The 18,007-nt window shown below is 38.4% G+C and carries 11 protein-coding genes; 9 read left to right on the forward strand and 2 right to left on the reverse strand.

Annotation, left to right across the window (positions count from 1 at the left end; all coding sequences use genetic code 11):
- Positions 1-1,176: a chondroitinase-B domain-containing protein gene (locus ASF92_RS19165; RefSeq protein ID WP_056097245.1), complete on the forward strand. Its 1,176-nt coding sequence runs from the start codon at positions 1-3 to the stop codon at positions 1,174-1,176.
- 326 nt (positions 1,177-1,502) lie between these two features.
- On the opposite strand, the gene ASF92_RS19170 is transcribed toward ASF92_RS19165, so the two are convergent.
- Together ASF92_RS19170 and ASF92_RS19175 are read right to left on the reverse strand one after the other, a co-directional pair.
- Positions 1,503-4,172 carry an alpha-L-rhamnosidase gene (locus ASF92_RS19170; RefSeq protein WP_056097247.1) on the reverse strand — a complete coding sequence of 890 codons (2,670 nt, stop codon included), beginning with the start codon at positions 4,170-4,172 and terminating at the stop codon, positions 1,503-1,505.
- Between the two features lie 522 nt (positions 4,173-4,694).
- Positions 4,695-5,321, reverse strand: coding sequence for a carbonic anhydrase (locus tag ASF92_RS19175; RefSeq protein WP_056097249.1), 627 nt, complete (start codon positions 5,319-5,321; stop codon positions 4,695-4,697).
- Between the two features lie 483 nt (positions 5,322-5,804).
- Here ASF92_RS19175 and ASF92_RS19180 point away from each other — a divergent pair, with 483 nt between their 5' ends.
- The 8 genes from ASF92_RS19180 to ASF92_RS19215 all read left to right on the forward strand — a co-directional run bounded on the left by ASF92_RS19180 (position 5,805) and on the right by ASF92_RS19215 (position 18,001).
- Positions 5,805-6,038, forward strand: coding sequence for a hypothetical protein (locus ASF92_RS19180; RefSeq protein WP_056097251.1), 234 nt, complete (start codon positions 5,805-5,807; stop codon positions 6,036-6,038).
- A 111-nt stretch (positions 6,039-6,149) separates the two neighbouring features.
- Complete coding sequence (locus ASF92_RS19185) at positions 6,150-6,704, forward strand: hypothetical protein (RefSeq protein ID WP_056097253.1); 555 nt, start codon at positions 6,150-6,152, stop codon at positions 6,702-6,704.
- Between the two features lie 72 nt (positions 6,705-6,776).
- The gene (locus ASF92_RS19190) at positions 6,777-7,274 is read left to right on the forward strand and encodes a phosphoheptose isomerase (RefSeq protein ID WP_056097255.1); all 498 of its coding nucleotides are present in this window, start codon (positions 6,777-6,779) and stop codon (positions 7,272-7,274) included.
- A gap of 135 nt (positions 7,275-7,409) precedes the next feature.
- Positions 7,410-8,138, forward strand: coding sequence for an acyl-CoA desaturase (locus tag ASF92_RS19195; protein WP_056097257.1), 729 nt, complete (start codon positions 7,410-7,412; stop codon positions 8,136-8,138).
- A gap of 392 nt (positions 8,139-8,530) precedes the next feature.
- Complete coding sequence (locus tag ASF92_RS19200; protein ID WP_056097259.1) at positions 8,531-10,960, forward strand: TonB-dependent receptor domain-containing protein; 2,430 nt, start codon at positions 8,531-8,533, stop codon at positions 10,958-10,960.
- 301 nt (positions 10,961-11,261) lie between these two features.
- Positions 11,262-14,393 carry a SusC/RagA family TonB-linked outer membrane protein gene (locus ASF92_RS19205; RefSeq protein ID WP_056097261.1) on the forward strand — a complete coding sequence of 1,044 codons (3,132 nt, stop codon included), beginning with the start codon at positions 11,262-11,264 and terminating at the stop codon, positions 14,391-14,393.
- Positions 14,394-14,403: 10 nt separating this feature from the next.
- Positions 14,404-15,837: a SusD/RagB family nutrient-binding outer membrane lipoprotein gene (locus ASF92_RS19210; protein ID WP_056097263.1), complete on the forward strand. Its 1,434-nt coding sequence runs from the start codon at positions 14,404-14,406 to the stop codon at positions 15,835-15,837.
- A gap of 82 nt (positions 15,838-15,919) precedes the next feature.
- Positions 15,920-18,001 carry a prolyl oligopeptidase family serine peptidase gene (locus ASF92_RS19215; RefSeq protein ID WP_056097266.1) on the forward strand — a complete coding sequence of 694 codons (2,082 nt, stop codon included), beginning with the start codon at positions 15,920-15,922 and terminating at the stop codon, positions 17,999-18,001.
- Positions 18,002-18,007 lie beyond the last annotated feature (6 nt).

Raw genomic sequence — 18,007 nt, forward strand, 5'->3', positions numbered from 1 at the left:
ATGAAGGTATTTATTTTAGTGATTTTATTTTTTTGTGCTCATCTTGCAGACTTACAAGCTAAAACCTATAACGTACATTCTGATGCCGAAATAAACGGTATTATCAACAAGCTTGCCCCCGGTGATGAAGTTATCATAACAAAAGGCAATTATTCCGATTGGTCGGTTTCCATTGATGCACGGGGAACTGCCGCAAAACCGATAATTATCAGAGGCGAAAACAGGTTCGCCACTATTTTCTCTGGCCCGGTAAATCGTTGTCTGTTTAAAATAACGGGTCAATATATCATTGTCAAAGACTTGACTTTTAAAACAAATATCCTTTCCAGATTGGCTAACAAAGCAGGCACGCTTATAGAACTTTCAAATAGCTATAACTGTGCAGTAAAGGATTGTTCTTTTGTTGGCAATGAAGCAAAGAGCCAGTTTCTACCCCTTTTAGTCGTATCAGGAGAAGGGAAATATAATGGTATTAAAAACTGTCTTTTCGCCGGTAACCTTAACACGATAGATTTGCAGGTTAAGGTTTCGGCCGCCGAAACCCCTTTGTTTACTAATATTAACCGGAACATATTCCGTGACAAACCAAAAGTAAGCTGGCCAAACGGAAATGGGGGAGAATGTGTTCAAATTGGACAAGACCCAATTCTTTTGGGAAAAAAAAGTGCTTTTAGTTTAGTGCAAAACAATCGGTTTATTAAATGTAATGCTGAAAATGAGGTGATTAGTAATAAAAGCAGTGGAAACAAATATATCGGTAACTATTTTGAAAATAACGATGGTGAACTTGTTATGCGTGGCGGACACGATTGTGTGATTTCAAGAAATAAATTTAACGGCGGTACGGGCGGGATCAGGATTAATGGTACAGGACACCTTATAGCTAATAACCGGATAACCGGAATAAAGACGGCGATCAGGCTAATGTATGGAATGGCAAAAGGAAAAATCGATACAGGATTTTACATTGCAGCCAGCGATTGCATTATAAAAGACAACTTTATAAAAAAAGCCACAATAGGCATATTGATCGGAGATAGCAAAAATATAGACTGGACCGGGAAATTTGACACGGTCAGGTATCCCTCCAGGGTAATCCAGGATGTAGCTCCATTTGATATTAAATTATTAAAGAATAGATTTTTTTCCGTCGAGCATGCGGAGGTACAACGTTAACTTAAGGTCAAGTTCCACGTCGCCTGTCTATAATCATATTTGACATTGCTATATGTAATCCTAACCAATAGTGCCAGGCCTTCAAATCATTCATTTTTATGCTTGGGGAAGTGCATTTGAATCGTTTTATGTGATTCCAAATTGATTTAAGTAATCCTTTCCTTAGGTTTCTTTCTTCTTTTAGTTAACCATCGATTGCATAGCTCCATTTTTATGGATGGCTTATACTACATCAGCTATTCACATTCAATCAACCGGATGTATCTATGGGAAATCTCATCTCCGGTAAAATTGTGACCCATATTAGGAGATTTCGTTGAATCTCATTATTTGATGTCGAATAAATATTTGCCCGAACTGAGCTCGACTTTATGACCAGTTTGCTTTCCATTTAAAAAAACTCTTTTTCCTTCAATTTCCGGAATTTCGACAGTTGCTGTTGAATTTGCCGGAACTGTAAGGTTGTATTTTACGCCCTTTCCAACTCTTTTCCATGAAGATGAAATAAGGCCATAAGGACCTTTATGTGAGGCTTCGAAATGATTTAATCCTTCAACAAAATGAGGCTTCAATAAGATGTTTTTAAAACCTGGCTGTTTTTCATCAATTTTAATTCCACCAATGCCTTTGAAGAACCAGGCGCCAATTTCTCCAAACATCATGTGATTATCAGAAATGTCCCTGGTTGCCTGCAGGTCCCAGTTTTCGTGTAAGGTAGTGGCGCCATTTACAATCCACCAGCCCCAACCCGGGTAGGTGTCCTGAGAAGCAAGTTTGTAAGCAATGTCGCTATGTCCGTTATCACTTAATGCGTTTAACACAGCCTTAGCGCCTAAAACACCAACGTCGATATGCATCCCGTCGGCTTTAACACGAGCCGCAAGATTGTCGGCAACTAATTGCCTTGATGCATCGGGAACAATATTCCATTGTAAAGCCATTGATAATTCAGTTTGAACACCTTTTCCATATATACCTGTAACCGCATTGAAAAATTTAGCATTAATTGCTTTTTTGATGCGCTCAGCCAATGCGCTATAGTGCAGAAAATCATTTTTATTACCGAAAAGTTTGGCCGCTTTTGCCATTATATCAGCATCAACATAATAGTAAATTGAAGAAGTGTATTCTAAATCAGATGTTGATTTTACCGGTACCCAGTCACCTCTCCCAAATGTGGTTAAGTAGCCTTTGCTCGTTCCTTCAACATAGTTTAAATAATTTTTAATGCTTTGATAATTATCGCTAAGCAGTTTGCTATCACCGTAAAACATATAAATATTCCATGGAATAATTGCTATAGTACTTGTCCAGTCTGTTCCATTAGCAGTTCCGTATCCCCAGCCACCTGTTGGAATAATATCTGGCAAAACACCGTTTGGTTGCTGCTCATCACGATGGTCGCCCATCCATTTCTCATAAACAGTTATACCTTCGAAGTTATACAAACCCGTTTCCACAGCAAAGTGCCCATCACCGGTCCATCCATTTTTTTCCCTTTGAGGACAGTCAGTAGGAAAACCATACAGATTTGATAGATAGGAATTATTGGTGGCCCACCATAACTTGTTAACTAAAGCATTTGAGGATGCTATTTTACCCACAGCCGGGACGTCGCTATGCATGAAGTAGGCCACCAAACTGCTCTCATATAAAAGAATTGGTTTAGAACTGATTACCTCAATGTATTGAAAACCTTTGTAATTGAAAAGAGGCATAAATTCCTCTTCGCCTACTCCATTCAGGATAAAGATATCCGTCTGAAATGGATCTGATTTGTCTTTTGGCCTGTGGTATACATCAATGTTCGACAAATCTGTATGTCCGTTAGCATACAAACGTTCTGCATGTCTCAAACGGATTATGGTGCCTTTTTCGCCCCTTACTTTTATTTTACTTACACCGGCAATGTTTCTGCCAAGGTCGAATACATATGTGGTATCATCAAATTTGCGCATGCTTTTAACTGCAATTTCTTCCACGTTCCTGATTGGATGCATGTTCTGCGATACAATGTTTTTGGATGGGGCTGCCCTTAAAGTAATACCGCGCCATTTCGAATCATCAAAGGTGGCTGTATTCCAGCCTTTCTGCTCTAAACGGGCATCGTAATGTTCAGCTGTGTAGATGCTGTTTGATATAATCGGACTTAAACTGGTTTTCCAATCATCACCAGATTTAATAACATCTATCGAACCGTCCGTATAGGTGATTCTCAAATCGAGGCAAAATGTAGGTCTTGCACGCCAAGGTGCTTTATCGAAATTCCAGACTGCTAAGGATTGATGGTTATACCAGCCATTACCCAGCACCACACCAACCGCATTTTTGCCTTGTTTAAGGTTTGAAGTTACATCGTAGGTTGCATACAGATTCCTCCTGTCGAAACGGGTGTACATGGGATCCAATCTGTGGTTACCAACTTTTTTTCCATTTAGATAAAGTTCGTACAAACCAGCAGCGGCGATATAGGCCCGTGCTGATTTTATACTCTTTGCCGGCTGAAAAACTTTTCTAAAGTATGGCGCAGGAAGAATATTAACGTCGTTTCTATCGCTAATCCAGGTACCTTTCCAGTTTTCCATTCCCATCATTCCCATTTCAAAACTCGAAGTTGCGGAGGGTAGTGGCTTCCCGTCTTTATCCCAAAGTTCAAGACGCCAGAAATATTTTATGAATGACCGGAGTGAAGCGCCTCTGTAGGTTATCAGGCTGTTTGATGATAAAACCTTTCCTGAATCCCAGACAATACCTGTTTTATGTTTGAGTCCGACAGAATCTGTACCTACATAAATCCTGTAGGCCTGTTGAAGAGCGCCTTTTCTTTCATCAACCATTAACCATGAAAGCCTCGGCGATGGACTATCGATACCAATCGGTCTGACTAAATGCTCGCATTTTAATTCTGCCGGCCCGGCCGCTATAGTGGGAAAACTGATAAAAATAAGTAGAAAGAATGTTGAGAATCGAAAAAAGCTAAGGATGATAGAGTTCATAATGGTTTATTTTCTTTTATGAGTCGCATTACCGCTGTTGGAAAACGGGATGAATTTATCAAATTGCTTTTGATTTTTAAAAACCATTTATTGAAAGTGAAAATGCACTTTATAGTTTTAAATACCTTGTCACATCATTTTTTTCCTTTTGAAGATTCCGGCCTGTGTCGCTTTTTCTAATGTTACTGATTGCTCAGCTTGGTTTAGCCGTAATTCTTAATATAGGGTTTTCGGGAACGATGATAGACGTGATTTTCTATCTTATCAAAGGGAAAGTTATCAAGGCTAATTGCTACTGGGCAATAAGCAGATATCAAAAAAAATATTTGGATATAAATGAGTAGTTAATAAGGAGTGTTGAAAAACACATTTGTTTTAATTAAGAAAAACGCGGCAGTTGGTTTACTATTTTCTTATTAGTATACGGAGCGGGTTAAATAGCCGCTCCGTACTTATTTATCAGTTTATCAAATCAGCGTTTTAATCACTAGCTAATTTGAAATTCTTTACAAAGATGTGGATTTAATCAAGATGGTAAATCGCCATGATTTTATCGAGCAATTTGACAAAATCGATTTTTAAATCGATTAATTCCCCGGTATGTACATCAAAAACCCAACCATGAACCATTAGGTTTCTTTCTTTACGTGCTTTCTGAACTTCTGCCGTTTTAATTACATTAATACATTGCTCCTCTACGTTAAGTTCCACCAATCTTTTGTAGCGGAGTTCCTCATCTGCAATCCCATTCAGTTCGTCTTGATGCGTTCTGTACACATCACGTATATTTCTTAGCCAGGGATTTAATATCCCGAGATCTGCTGATTTCATTGCCGCTTGTACGCCTCCGCAATAATAATGGCCACACACAACGATGTGGTTAACTTTTAAATGCATTACCGCATAGTTAATTACTGACATTGCGCTTAAATCCGTATTAGGAACCATGTTTGCAATATTTCTTAATACAAAAACTTCGCCAGGTGCTGCGCCCATAAGTTCTTCAGCTGTTACGCGGCTGTCGGAGCATCCAATATAAAGGATATCAGGGGTCTGCCCCTTCGCAAGATTACTAAAATATTCCGGTTCCAGATTCAATCTTTTTTGAACCCATTCTTGATTATTTTTAAAAATTTTGGTAATGTCCATACTGTCAATTTTATTTTAAGCTTGTCAATTATAAGCAAATAATGATTTAAAATGTTTGAAAGAAATTAAAATTACATCAATCTCTGTCGGTTGCGGTATTCCGTATTTATTTTAACGAATGCGAACCGTGTAAAGTAGTTTGTTTTAAATGTAAGCGCTAATTTAAAAAACTTCAAAATGTATGGCAATATCTGTAGGTAAAACTGCCTCAGAAGCAATGTGGGCCTGATGGCCGGGAAAAATTGAAAGCATTTTATAATGCCAGCTTACAACCTACTTGTTCATGGTTCCATATCTTACAGACAGCATAATCCAAATGCAGGATGTTAAGTCCTTTTTTTGGCGTAATCATAACTTTATACAGGACTACACCTTTAAATCACCAATGGTGAATTGTTCTGTTATTGATTAAAATCACAAAAATAATTACAAAAAGGGTAATTTTACTGTATTATTAATCAGTATATTTATTATTTTTGCTTCATGGAAACTCCAAACAAAAAATCGGATTTAAGCATTTTTCTTCAAAAAGTTATGCTTTTAAGAGGATTTGGTGATATGAATTCTTACAGTCTGGTCACTGAATTCAAAAATCTTGGAAAAATTCCTGATTATAAAATGAAGAACATAATACAAGATATGTCTTCACCACAAACATGGAATAACGGAAAATCAATTTTTATAGAAACGGTTTTAGAGAACATCTCAGAGAATTAGTCCTTTTTCAAACATATACAAAAGCTTTCATACTAAAAAGATGAAGGCTTTTTTTACGGGCTATTTTTAATCTCCCTAAAAACCGTTATCTTCAAAAAAACTTTCTTAATTATGAAAAAGATTATTGCTATTTGTTTTTGCTTAGCCACATTTATAGGTGCGAGAGCACAAAAAACTGTTCCTGAAATTAAGGCCGGTACGGCTATGTACGCAAGTGCATTTGTTCAGGGCCAGGAATTTCCTTTGTTGCTAACTGTCAAAAGTATTACTGCGCCGGTAAGCATTGGTTGGTCTGTTGAAGGCTATGGTGAGGGTGCCTTCGAAATGAGTGTACAGTCTGTAGAAAGTGGAACTCAATTTTTGGCTGTAACACAACCTGCATTAGGTGTAACTAAATTAAGTGATACCGAAACATTCGGTATAATTTCTAAAGCAGCTTTTAAAACACTAAGTGATACCAAAGCTTTCACTTATGGCGGGGCAAAGTTTAAAGTGAAATCGCCTGAAACCGGAGTTGTTAAAATAAGTGGAAAAGAAGTAGACGTTTTCCATGTAATTAGTGAGGATGGTAAACAAGAGTTGTGGATTTTAAATAACGCTGCATTTCCCATTATTGTTCAATCTATCGGTCAGGCCACCGATATCGTTATATCAGAGATTAAGTAGAATTGATTCTGGAAAAAAATAAAAAGCCCGAAAGGGCTTTTTTAATTTCAAAGCATTATTTTTACGCCAATTATGGAAAACGACAAAAAAGAAATATTCGATAACGTTGCACAACGTTTGAAAGTTGAAGGTTTTAATGTAGTAAACCGCGATGAAACTCGCCCTTGGGGAGGTTTTTTTGTGATAGACGAAGCACAGGCACAACAATTTGCCGATACTTATTTTGACGGTTTAGATGTAGAAAGTTTAAAAATTGGCGGAAAATTAAGTCCAAAAATATTAATAGTAGCACCCAATACACGCCTTTCCTGGCAATATCATCACCGCAGAGCTGAAATTTGGCAGGTGGTTACCGGTACAGTTGGCATTAAAACCAGCGAAACGGATGAAGAAGGTGAAGTAAAAAAATACGCACCTAAAGACCAAATCAAATTACAACAAGGTGAACGTCATCGTTTAATCGGTTTAGACGATTGGGGTGTTGTTGCAGAAATCTGGCAGCATACCGATGCCTCGAACCCTTCAGATGAAAGCGATATTGTAAGAGTTCAGGACGATTTCGGAAGATAAAAATATACCTTTAAATCCTGTTTCGATTGCTGAGACAGGATTTTTTCCATCTAAATATTCCCGATAAAGTTGGTTTTCTTTTATATCTAAAACTAAACGTAGCAGATTTACGTTTAATAAGCATACACCCCATACATGATTATCCTTTTTTTCTTTCTTTGCCACTGGTTTTTGTCCCTATTCAGTCAAACCTTTTTTCTTCACCGTTATTCATCACATAAGATGTTCAAAATGGAGCCTTTTTGGGAGAAATTTTTTTATTTAATTTTACTTGTTTCTCAAGGTTCATCGTTTTTAAATCCAAGGGCTTATGCCATCTTGCATCGTATGCACCATGCTTACAGTGATACGGAGAAAGACCCACACTCCCCACATTTTTTTAAAGATGTGTTTGGGATGATGATAGCAACCAAAAACATGTACATGAACTATCTGCATTTTAAAATACAACCTGAGCCTGCTTTTCAGGGTAATTATCCAGAGTGGCCTTTAGTTGATAAAATAGGAAATTCATGGTTGTGGCGAATTGGTTGTGGTTTATTTTACATTGGCTTTTATGTGATGTTCGCTAATCACTGGTGGTTGTTCATTTTATTGCCGGTGCACTTTTTGATGGGGCCGTTGCACGGCGCGATCGTTAACTGGTGCGGACATAAATATGGTTACTCAAACCATGATAATGATGATCATAGCAAGAACTCCTTACCCTGGGATTTTCTTTTAATGGGCGAGTTATTTCAAAACAACCATCATAAGAAACCTAATAGCCCCAATTTTGCTACAAAATGGTGGGAATTTGACCCAACTTATCCCGTTATGAAAATGCTGCACTGGATGAAGATTATTAAGATTAGAAAGGTTTAGTTTCGTTTAAAATTAATTTTTCTGCAATGCATTCCCCCATTTTAGAGGAGTGCCCAGAGGGCAAGGCGTGTATTTGTTCACTTATATCCATGGGTGGAAATCGACAGTAATTACAGTCGAAGCATATAATTATCGGATTAACAGTAATTTCTTTGCAGGTTGGAGATGATGGGGAGTGCTTATTGGCTCTTTTTCATATTTAATTGTTTTATTATCTATTATCGCCTATCTGTTTCCAGTTTCACCTCTTCTATCTAATCTATTTTCCATCCCCCATCTTTTTCTACTGGTATTTTTGCACCTTTGCCGACCAAATTAACCCAATTGCGTAAAACCACTGTACTGTTTGTAACAAAACGCGATTTACGCAGACTAATTACAAAATTATTAATATGAAAAGAATTCTACTATTAACTTTTATTCTCGGTATATATCTAAACGTTCATGCACAATTCGGAATGGGCGGTGCTTCAAAAGCATCCGTTTCGGGTCGCATCAGCATTACCGTTTTGGATTCGGTGAGTAAAAAACCGATAGATTATGCAACAATATCCTTACTAAAAGTTAAAGATAACAAGTCTGTAAATGGTGGCGTTACGGATGAAAAAGGAAAGTTGATTTTGCAGAATGTTGCGCCCGACGCCTATAAACTGATGATTGGTTTTATGGGCTACAAAACGAAAACTATTTTAGTTACTACAACACCAGCCAAACCCGATTTTAACTTAGGTACTGTGGTTATATCTTCTACAGAAAATAACCTGACTGATGTACAAATTACAGGTACTAAAGCCATTATTGAGAATAAAATTGACAGAATGGTTTACAATGCTGAGGCTGATGGCACAAATGCCGGGGGTGATGCAACGGATGTAATGCGTAAAGTGCCAATGCTTTCAGTTGATCCTACCGGAAATATTCAACTCCGCGGCGGTGCTGTTCGGGTGTTAATTAACGGTAAACCTTCGGGCACAATGGCAAGCAGTGTGGCTGATGCATTAAAAATGATTCCTGCAGAACAAATCAAAACTGTCGAAGTAATCACCAGCCCATCTGCAAAATATGACGCTGAAGGTTCCGGCGGTATCATTAATATTATTACAAAGAAATCAAATGCCCAGGGTGTGAGTGGTTCAGTTAATGCAGCTGCAGGAACCCGTCAGAATAATGGCTCATTTAACTTAACCGCAAAAACGGGTCGATTGAGCGTTAATACAAGCTTGGGAACAAATTTAGCCTATGCTCAAAAATCACAAACTGAATTTATAACCAACACAACCTACCTAAATGGTACAACAAATAATATTTCACAAAGTGGATTTTCAAAATGGAGCCGAAATGGATATAATGGAAGTGTAGGTTTAGATTACGACTTTAACGCTTATAACAACCTTAGTACGACTGCAAAATTTAATAGTTTCTCAAATGGCGGACCAAGCGAAACCAGTTATCTGATTAATAACGTGGGTGCGTCCAACATCGGCGATATGGATATGGCCTTCAGAAATTTAGACTGGAATGTAGATTACCGTAAAACCAGTAAAAAAGAAGGTGAGGAGTTTTCCATTTCTGCGCAGTTATCTTCTGGCCGTACGCCAACGAGTTTCAGCAATTTGCTAACTTCAGCAGCCTTCCCATCGGGTTTGCAAACAAACAGTAACAACACAGCAAAAAACAATGAGTATACCTTTCAAACAGATTATATTTATCCGTTTAATAAAAAAACAACGTTAGAGGTCGGTGCAAAAGCAATTTTACGCGACATACAAAGTGAGTTTGATAATACTGCTCAAGACTTCGAATACAACCAGAATGTGGGCGCTGCTTACGGTGTTATCAGCTTCGATTTAACCAAAAAATTAAAGTTTAAGGGTGGTATCAGGGCAGAGTACACTCAAATCGATTTTAACACACAAACTAGCGGCGTACAGAAAAACGATTATTTAAACTTATTTCCAAGTGCTATCATATCGCAAAACCTAAAAGGTGGCGCAACTCTGAAGTTAAGTTATAACCGCCGCGTGCAAAGGCCTTCACAAACTTATCTGAATCCCTTTCGTAATGAAAGCGACCAGTTTAATGTTATGCAGGGTAATCCCCAGTTAAGTCCTGAGTTAAGCGACAACTTGGAATTGGGCTATAATACCTTTATTAAAGGATCAATAATAAATGCATCGGTATTTTATCGCCGCACCAGTGATGTGATAGAAAACTCAATCTCTCCTATAACTGAGAACGGTGTAAATAAAACATTAACTTCCTACATAAATGTTGGTACAGCGCCAGTTTATGGGTTTAACGTATTTGCATCTTATAATCCTAAGCCAAAATGGACTTTAATGACCAACTTTTCAGGTAATACATATTCGGTAACCAATAACACGACTAATGTTAACACAGGCACCTTTTTTAATTTTAACTGGTTTGTACGTTCGGCATATGGTTTTGGTAAAGGTTACAACTTTGAGTTATTTAATGTGATTACTTCTAAAAGACGCACTTATCAAGGTGTTACCGATCCTTTTTATATTTATGGCGCATCCATCAAAAAGGAAATTTTTAAGAAAAAAGGCAGCATTGGTTTAGGTACATTAAATCCATTTACAAAGAACTTGCATATAAAAACGATAAATAATGCTGTTAATCAAACCGGTACCATTTATCAAAGTCAAAACATTTACTATCCATTGCGTAATTATACGTTAAACTTCAGCTACACTTTTGGTAAGCTTAAATTCACTGAGAAAAAGAAAATTAAAAACGATGACATTAAACAGGATCAGCAACAGCAAGGCGGGGGAATGGGTGGTGTTCAACAATAGTTAAAGCCTGCGACATTAAATACAAAAAGCCTTTCTAAAATCTAGAAAGGCTTTTTGTATTTAATGGATTATTGATTAAGCCGGTTGCCAAATAGCATTTAAAAATTTAATTGTCAAGTGTTGTTTTTGTAAGGTTATGCATCCTTTTAGCAATCTTTTTGCGTTGAGTTGCAGGTTTAGCTGTTTTTTTAAAGCAAAGATTGCGAGAAATTGCTGTATTTATTGGTTTTAGTGCTATATTTTGCTTTTAAAAAACTTATATTGCATTTAACTAAAAAAAATCAACCTAAACAACAGAGATATGAGAAAAATCTTTACTTCGCTGCTTTTTCTGTGTGTACTTTTCGCTGGCCTGCCGACTATAGCTCAGGTGAGAACCATTAGCGGAAAAGTTACTTCATCAGATGATGGCCAGGCCCTGCCCGGTGCAAGTGTAAAAGTTAAAGGAACTTCAACTGGTACATCTACGGATGGAAATGGAAGTTTTACTTTACAGGTTCCGCAAACAAACGCAACTATCGTAATTAATGCAATTGGTTATACAACCCGTGAAATTAGCGTGGGCGACAGGACAACAGTTAACGTTTCGCTGGTTGCTGATGCGCAAGAATTGCAGGAAGTAACTGTTTCTACAGGGTTAGGAATTACCCGGCAGGCTAAATCGCTGGGTTATGCTGCTCAGCAGGTTAACAGTGACGATTTGAATTTTAACCGACAGCCAAACTTAATTAACGCTTTGCAAGGCAAGGTAGCGGGCGCAACCATTTCAAGTATGGGTGGTGGTCCTGGCCAGGGTGCAAACATCCGGATCAGAGGGGTTAACTCTATCGACCCAAATACGCCCAGTGATCCATTATATGTAATTGACGGTGTTCAGATTGATAACACAACATCGACTTTAGGTGCAAATCCAAGTGGTAATTCGTATGGCGCAAGGGGTGTAAGTAACCGAGCGTCGGATATTAATCCCGATGATATTGAAACCATTAACATTTTAAAAGGTGGTGCAGCTACAGCATTATACGGTTTAAGAGGCGCTAATGGTGTGGTGGTGATCACGACAAAGAAAGGCAAGGCAGGGGGTATAAGCGTCAACTTAAGCAGTAGCTATGGTTTTGATGAAGTTTTAAAAAAACCGGCTGTTCAAAAAGAATATACGCAGGGTGTTTTAGGGGTTTATGCTAATCCACCAAGTGGTATTGGACCAGCATGGGGACCAACAATTGCTGAGGCGAAGGCCATTGACCCGACACACCCCGATCAACTTTATGATAATTATGACCGGGCATTTGGGACGGGACAGCAAGTTAAGAACTCCGTGTCCGTTGCAGGCGGTTCTGAAGCGGTCAGATTCTTCTCTTCCGTATCTCAATTGTACCAAAAAGGCATGATGCCTAATACTGATTATAAAAACTTATCAGCAAGGTTGAATACCGACATCACAATCAGCCCTAAGTTCAAGGCTGCCGTCAATATGAATTTTAGTAATGCTGGTGGCTATACTTACAGTGCTGATAGGTTTGGAGAAGGTTTGGCTTACTGGTCTCCGCGTTATGATGTAGCCGATTATATCAATGAAAATGGTACACAAAAATACATTGGCACCAATAATCCTATATGGGGTACTGAAACAAACCAACTCAAAGGTGATGTGAATCGTTTCATTAGTGGGGCGTCACTAAGTTATGAACCGGTGAAATGGTTGAACTTATCGTATCGTTTTGGTTTAGATACTTACAATGATAATAGAGTGAGAACCGCACCCGGGCCTATGGGGATAGCTGGCGAGCAGGTTTATGACAATGACCAGGGTTTTTATGGTGAATACAATGCTAAATCCAGAACTCTAAACGGAACTTTTATAGCAACTTTAACTTCAAAATTAACGAATGATATAAACGGTACTTTGAGGTTGGGGCAGGAGATGTATGACTCTAAAATTAAAAACATTGGTACTCTGGGCAGCCAATTAAGCATTTATAATTTTTTTAATCTTGCAAATGCAAAAATAATCGGTGTTTCTCAGGGTTTTGAGCAGAAAAGATTAATTGGTTATTTTGGTGAAGCCACGTTTGATTACAAAAACTTCCTATTCTTAACCGTTACAGGAAGAAACGACATTACCTCGACATTATCTAAAGAGAACAGGTCATTTTTCTATCCATCAGCCAGTTTAAGTTATGTGTTTTCAGACCATTTTAAACTACCGGCCTCTATTAGTCAGGCTAAGCTGCGGTTATCTTATGCTAAACTGGGTAAAGATGCGCCTATTTATGCCGGTGCTTCATCCGGTTTCGGTACATACACTGGTTTGCCAACAGGATCAACAGGTTTAACCCTGGCATCAAACCTTGGAAATCCAAACCTTCGCCCCGAGTTTACGAATACTTATGAGGCGGGTCTGGAGATGTCTTTCTTTAAAGGCCGCTTAGGTTTCGACCTTACCTATTACTATTCATTAAGTAAAGATCAAATTGTTAGGGCACAAATTACCTCAGCAACTGGTTATGTAACCACTTCAATTAATGCAGGTAATATTCGCAACCGTGGTGTCGAATTGGTGATTAATGGAAAGCCAATCGATGGGAAAGATTTTAAATGGGGTGTTAACTTAAACTTATCTGCAAATAGAAATAAAATCCTTTATTTACCAACGGATATTATATATGGCGCTGCAAGAGGTTACGGTAATGCCGGGGTAACCATGAAACTGGTTCAGGGTGAATCTTTTGGTAATATTTATGGCTCTTATTTTAACAGGTATTCTGGTGGTCAGCCACAAGATGGTAATTTCCTGGATAAAGATCTGCCACTACTTATCGGTGCTGATGGCTTTCCAATCATTTCAGGGGGTACGCAACGAATACTAGGAAATTCTCAACCTGATTATGTAATCGGTATGGGTAATAATTTCAGCTACAAAAGATTCAGCTTAAATGTTTTGTTTGATGCCCGCTTAGGCTTTGAAAAATACAACTGGCTGGAAGATTTTTATTCGGCTTTCGGTTTACCGGATTATACTGTCGACAGAAGATCGTTCAGAACATTTGAAGGTGTTCTGGCAAACGGGACACCGAATACTAAACAGGTATGGCTGGGTCAGCGCTTTGGACCCGATGGTGTAGATTACGGGGAAGGTTATTACCGCAGACTTTACAGAAACGTATCTGAGCCGTTTGTAACAGATGCATCCTGGGTCCGTCTTCGTTCTGCCAGTTTGAGTTATGCATTGCCAACAAACTGGTTGCCTAAAAAAGCAATCCGATCTGCTTCAATTGCTGTAACAGGTAACAACTTATGGTTATGGACTAAATACTATGGTGTTGACCCGGAATCAAGTTCTTACGATGCAAGTAGCAATAATGATGGTTCTGCCGGGTTTACATACCCAACAGCACGTACAATTATGTTCTCTCTAAACGTTGGTTTTTAATTTGATAACGATGAAAAAGATTTTAAAATATACAGTGTTATCAGCTTTGGCGGTTAGTGTTACCCTTCAAGGCTGCAAAGACAGCTATTTTGATGATGTTGCTAAAAACCCAAATCAGGTGACAGCGCCAACTCTGGCATCATTACTCGCTACATCAACAAGTAAAGCAGGTGTTAATAATTATAATGTTGCAAGTGCTATTGTACCCTATGTTCAATACACTGCAAATCCGGCTGCTTCGGGTGCGGGCGATACCTATCAATCTATAGATTTCAGCGGAACCTGGGATGCGCTTTATTTTGCTATGGCTGATGCCAATGAAATGAAGAAAATGGCAATTGCTCAGGGTTCTAGTGAATACAGGGGTGTTGCCGATGTGCTCATCGCCTATAACCTGATTATGGTAAACGACATGTGGGGCGCTGCGCCATTTTCTCAGGCTTTCGATATTACAAACTTTACACCGAAGTATGATACAGCACAAGAGATTTATAGCCAGACAATGGCTTTAGTTGATGAAGCTATTGTAGAATTGGCGAAAACCAATTCCACTATAAAACTGGCACCAACCAGCGATCTGATTTATGGTACAACGGGTGTGAACGAAAGAGCTAACTGGTTAAAATTTGCCTATGCTTTAAAAGCCAGATTGTTAAATAAGGTAAGTAAAACATCAGCTTACAATCCAACTGCGGTGTTAGCAGCCGTAACTAATTCTTTTGCATCGAATGCTGAAGACGCTCAAATGTCGACATTCAGTATCAGGAATTTTTGGGCAAGTGTGGCTATCAGTAATGCTTCACAATCTCTTGGCGGCTGGTTATCTGAGCAGTTGATAGATCATTTAAACGGAACTACCTATGGATTGCTTGATCCGAGAATTGCTAAAATTACCGACAGAACAGTTAATAACATATATATCGGAACAGTTAATGGTGCGGGTAACAGGTTGCCTGGAGCAAATACAGTTAAAGATGAATCTTATATTTCCGTAAACTCAACATGGACGAGCCCAACCGCTCCAATTTTTATCGCAACATATGCTGAAATGAAATTTATTGAAGCGGAGGCGGCTTTTTCAACCGATAAAACCAAATCATATAATGCTTACTTAGCAGCTATTTCTGCTAATATGGATAAATTTCAGGTTGCTGCAACCGACAAGGCTGCTTATTTAGCAGATGCGAGAGTTGCCGTTGGTGTTGCTGCTTTTACTAAAGATTTAATTTTTAAGGAAAAATACGTTGCAACCTACTTAAATCCCGAGGCATGGAATGATGCAAGAAGATATGATTATAAGTATAAAGATTTTACACTCCCGGTTAATGTTACGTTGCCAGATTTTATTCGTAGAAATGATTATCCACAGGGAGAGAAAAGTAAAAATGGTGCTAATGTTCCAGCAGAAGTTCCAAGAACAACTAAGTTATGGTGGGATCAGTAACAATCTTATAAAAATTACGTTCTAAGCCCTTTCCGTTTATCGGTTAGGGCTTTTTTTTATAATTTATTCGAAATTTTAGATAATGAAAAAAATAACACTGGTTTTTGTTTTGATGGTCTTATACGTTCAGATATATGCTCAAAAATTTAATCTAAAATCTGTTTTAAGCTATCCCTTTCCAAGTCAACTGGTTACAGCTCCAGCAGGTTCTAAAATAGCCTGGGCCGCGAACGAGCAAGGAAAAAGAAATATTTATGTTGCAGAGGCGCCAAATTATGAGGCAATGAAAATTACCTCATTTGATGAGGATGATGGACAAGAATTATCTGGTCTGGCCATTTCTTCAGATGGCAAATGGGTTGTATTTGTTCGTGGTGGCGACCATGGTGGAAGAGATGGAGGTCCTGTTAATGCTTCAAGTTTCCCTATAATGCCAAAGGTTGAGATTTATTCTGTTCCATTTACGGGTGGTAAAATCAATTTGATTAGTGAAGGCGATAACCCGGTAATTTCGCCATCAGAAAATCAAATTGTGTTCTCGAAAGCCAGTCAATTATTATTGGCTCCAATAGACGCTTCTGCACCAGCCAAAGTTATCATCAATATGAAAGGCATTCAATCAGGATACAAATGGTCGCCTGATGGAAAGATGATAGCCTTTGTTTCCAATAGAACTGACCACTCGTTTATTGGTATTTATAGTGATGTCAAAACACCAATACGATGGATTCAGCCATCGTTTTCTAAAGATGCAACTCCGGTTTGGTCTCCTGACGGTACTAAACTGGTTTTTGTGCGCACACCTGGTAACGGCAATGCTGTTGATTCCATTTTAACAAAAAAACACCAGCCCTGGGCAATTTGTGTGGTCGATTTGAATACAGGCCAGGGTAAACAAATATGGAAAGCACCAGAAACAGTAATGGGTTCATATCCATCAATTGATGGCGGTGCAAATTTATTTTGGGCAAATGATAAAATTATTACTGCATCGTATGAAGATGGTTGGCCTCATCTATATTCAATGAACATTGATGGTACAAATAGAATATTGTTAACGCCAGGTAATTTTGTAGTCGAAAATGTGAAGTTAAGCAATGATAGAAAAACTATAGTCTTTGCATCAAATACTGGCAACAGTAAAGATGATTTGGACCGCAGGCACATATACAAAGTTTCTGTCGATAAGCCCGACATGAAAGCGCTGAGTACAGGTTCTGGAATAGAGTCTTATCCTGTGGTTTCCGGAGATGGTAATACTATTTTTTGTTTGAGCTCAACCGCAGAAAGACCATTGTTGCCTGCCGTTTTAAACAATACGAAAATCAGTTTAATTGGTGAAAAATTAATTCCGAAAGATTTTCCAATCAGGAACATGGTTATACCAAAACACGTAAGCTTTAAAGCTGCAGATGGAAAAACGGTATATGGACAATTATTTTTACCAAAAAATAATGCTGAAAAACGCCCAGCGATAGTTTACGTTCACGGCGGGCCGCAAAGGCAAATGTTTTTAGGCTGGAATCCTATGGATTATTATTCTATCGATTATGCCTTAAATCAATATTTGGCGGAATTAGGCTTTACTGTACTATCTGTAAATTACCGTTTAGGATTGGGTTATGGCTTTGATTTTCATAAACCAATAAATGCCGGAGCACAGGGTGCCTCAGAATATCAGGATATTAAAGCCGCCGGTGAATGGCTTGCTGCCCAACCTGATATAGACAATAAAAGAATAGGCATATATGGTGGATCTTATGGTGGGTATTTGGTTGCTTTAGCTTTAGGTAAAGATTCTAAGCTCTTTGCTGCCGGAGTAGACATCCATGGTGTTAATAATCGATTTAGCAATAATAACCCCGACGCAAAGGAGCCTGCTCCGGATGCAGTGTTAGCCGCTAAAAAAGCAATTGAGTCTTCGCCGGTCACCTATATCAAAACCTGGACATCACCAACCCTCCTAATTCATGCTGATGATGATAGAAATGTCGCTTTTAACCAAAGTGTCGATTTAGCGAAGCGATTCGAAGACAAAAAATTTGAATTTGAATTTCTCGCCATTCCTGATGATACACACCATTGGATGAAATTCTCTAACGGATTAAAAGTAAGTGAAGCAACGGCAGACTTTCTAAAAAGAAAGCTTATAGAAAAAAAATAATAACCC

The sequence above is a fragment of the Pedobacter sp. Leaf176 genome, from assembly GCF_001424305.1.
Classification (GTDB): Bacteria; Bacteroidota; Bacteroidia; order Sphingobacteriales; family Sphingobacteriaceae; genus Pedobacter.

What these genes read in the sequence shown, in the direction of transcription:
- ASF92_RS19205 (WP_056097261.1), top strand. Translation starts at nt 11,262, where the DNA reads ATGAGAAAAATCTTTACTTCGCTGCTTTTTCTGTGTGTACTTTTCGCT.
- ASF92_RS19210 (WP_056097263.1), top strand. Translation starts at nt 14,404, where the DNA reads ATGAAAAAGATTTTAAAATATACAGTGTTATCAGCTTTGGCGGTTAGT.
- ASF92_RS19195 (WP_056097257.1), top strand. Translation starts at nt 7,410, where the DNA reads ATGATTATCCTTTTTTTCTTTCTTTGCCACTGGTTTTTGTCCCTATTC.
- ASF92_RS19170 (WP_056097247.1), bottom strand. Translation starts at nt 4,172, where the DNA reads ATGAACTCTATCATCCTTAGCTTTTTTCGATTCTCAACATTCTTTCTA.
- ASF92_RS19190 (WP_056097255.1), top strand. Translation starts at nt 6,777, where the DNA reads ATGGAAAACGACAAAAAAGAAATATTCGATAACGTTGCACAACGTTTG.
- ASF92_RS19185 (WP_056097253.1), top strand. Translation starts at nt 6,150, where the DNA reads ATGAAAAAGATTATTGCTATTTGTTTTTGCTTAGCCACATTTATAGGT.
- ASF92_RS19165 (WP_056097245.1), top strand. Translation starts at nt 1, where the DNA reads ATGAAGGTATTTATTTTAGTGATTTTATTTTTTTGTGCTCATCTTGCA.
- ASF92_RS19200 (WP_056097259.1), top strand. Translation starts at nt 8,531, where the DNA reads ATGAAAAGAATTCTACTATTAACTTTTATTCTCGGTATATATCTAAAC.
- ASF92_RS19215 (WP_056097266.1), top strand. Translation starts at nt 15,920, where the DNA reads ATGAAAAAAATAACACTGGTTTTTGTTTTGATGGTCTTATACGTTCAG.
- ASF92_RS19180 (WP_056097251.1), top strand. Translation starts at nt 5,805, where the DNA reads ATGGAAACTCCAAACAAAAAATCGGATTTAAGCATTTTTCTTCAAAAA.
- ASF92_RS19175 (WP_056097249.1), bottom strand. Translation starts at nt 5,321, where the DNA reads ATGGACATTACCAAAATTTTTAAAAATAATCAAGAATGGGTTCAAAAA.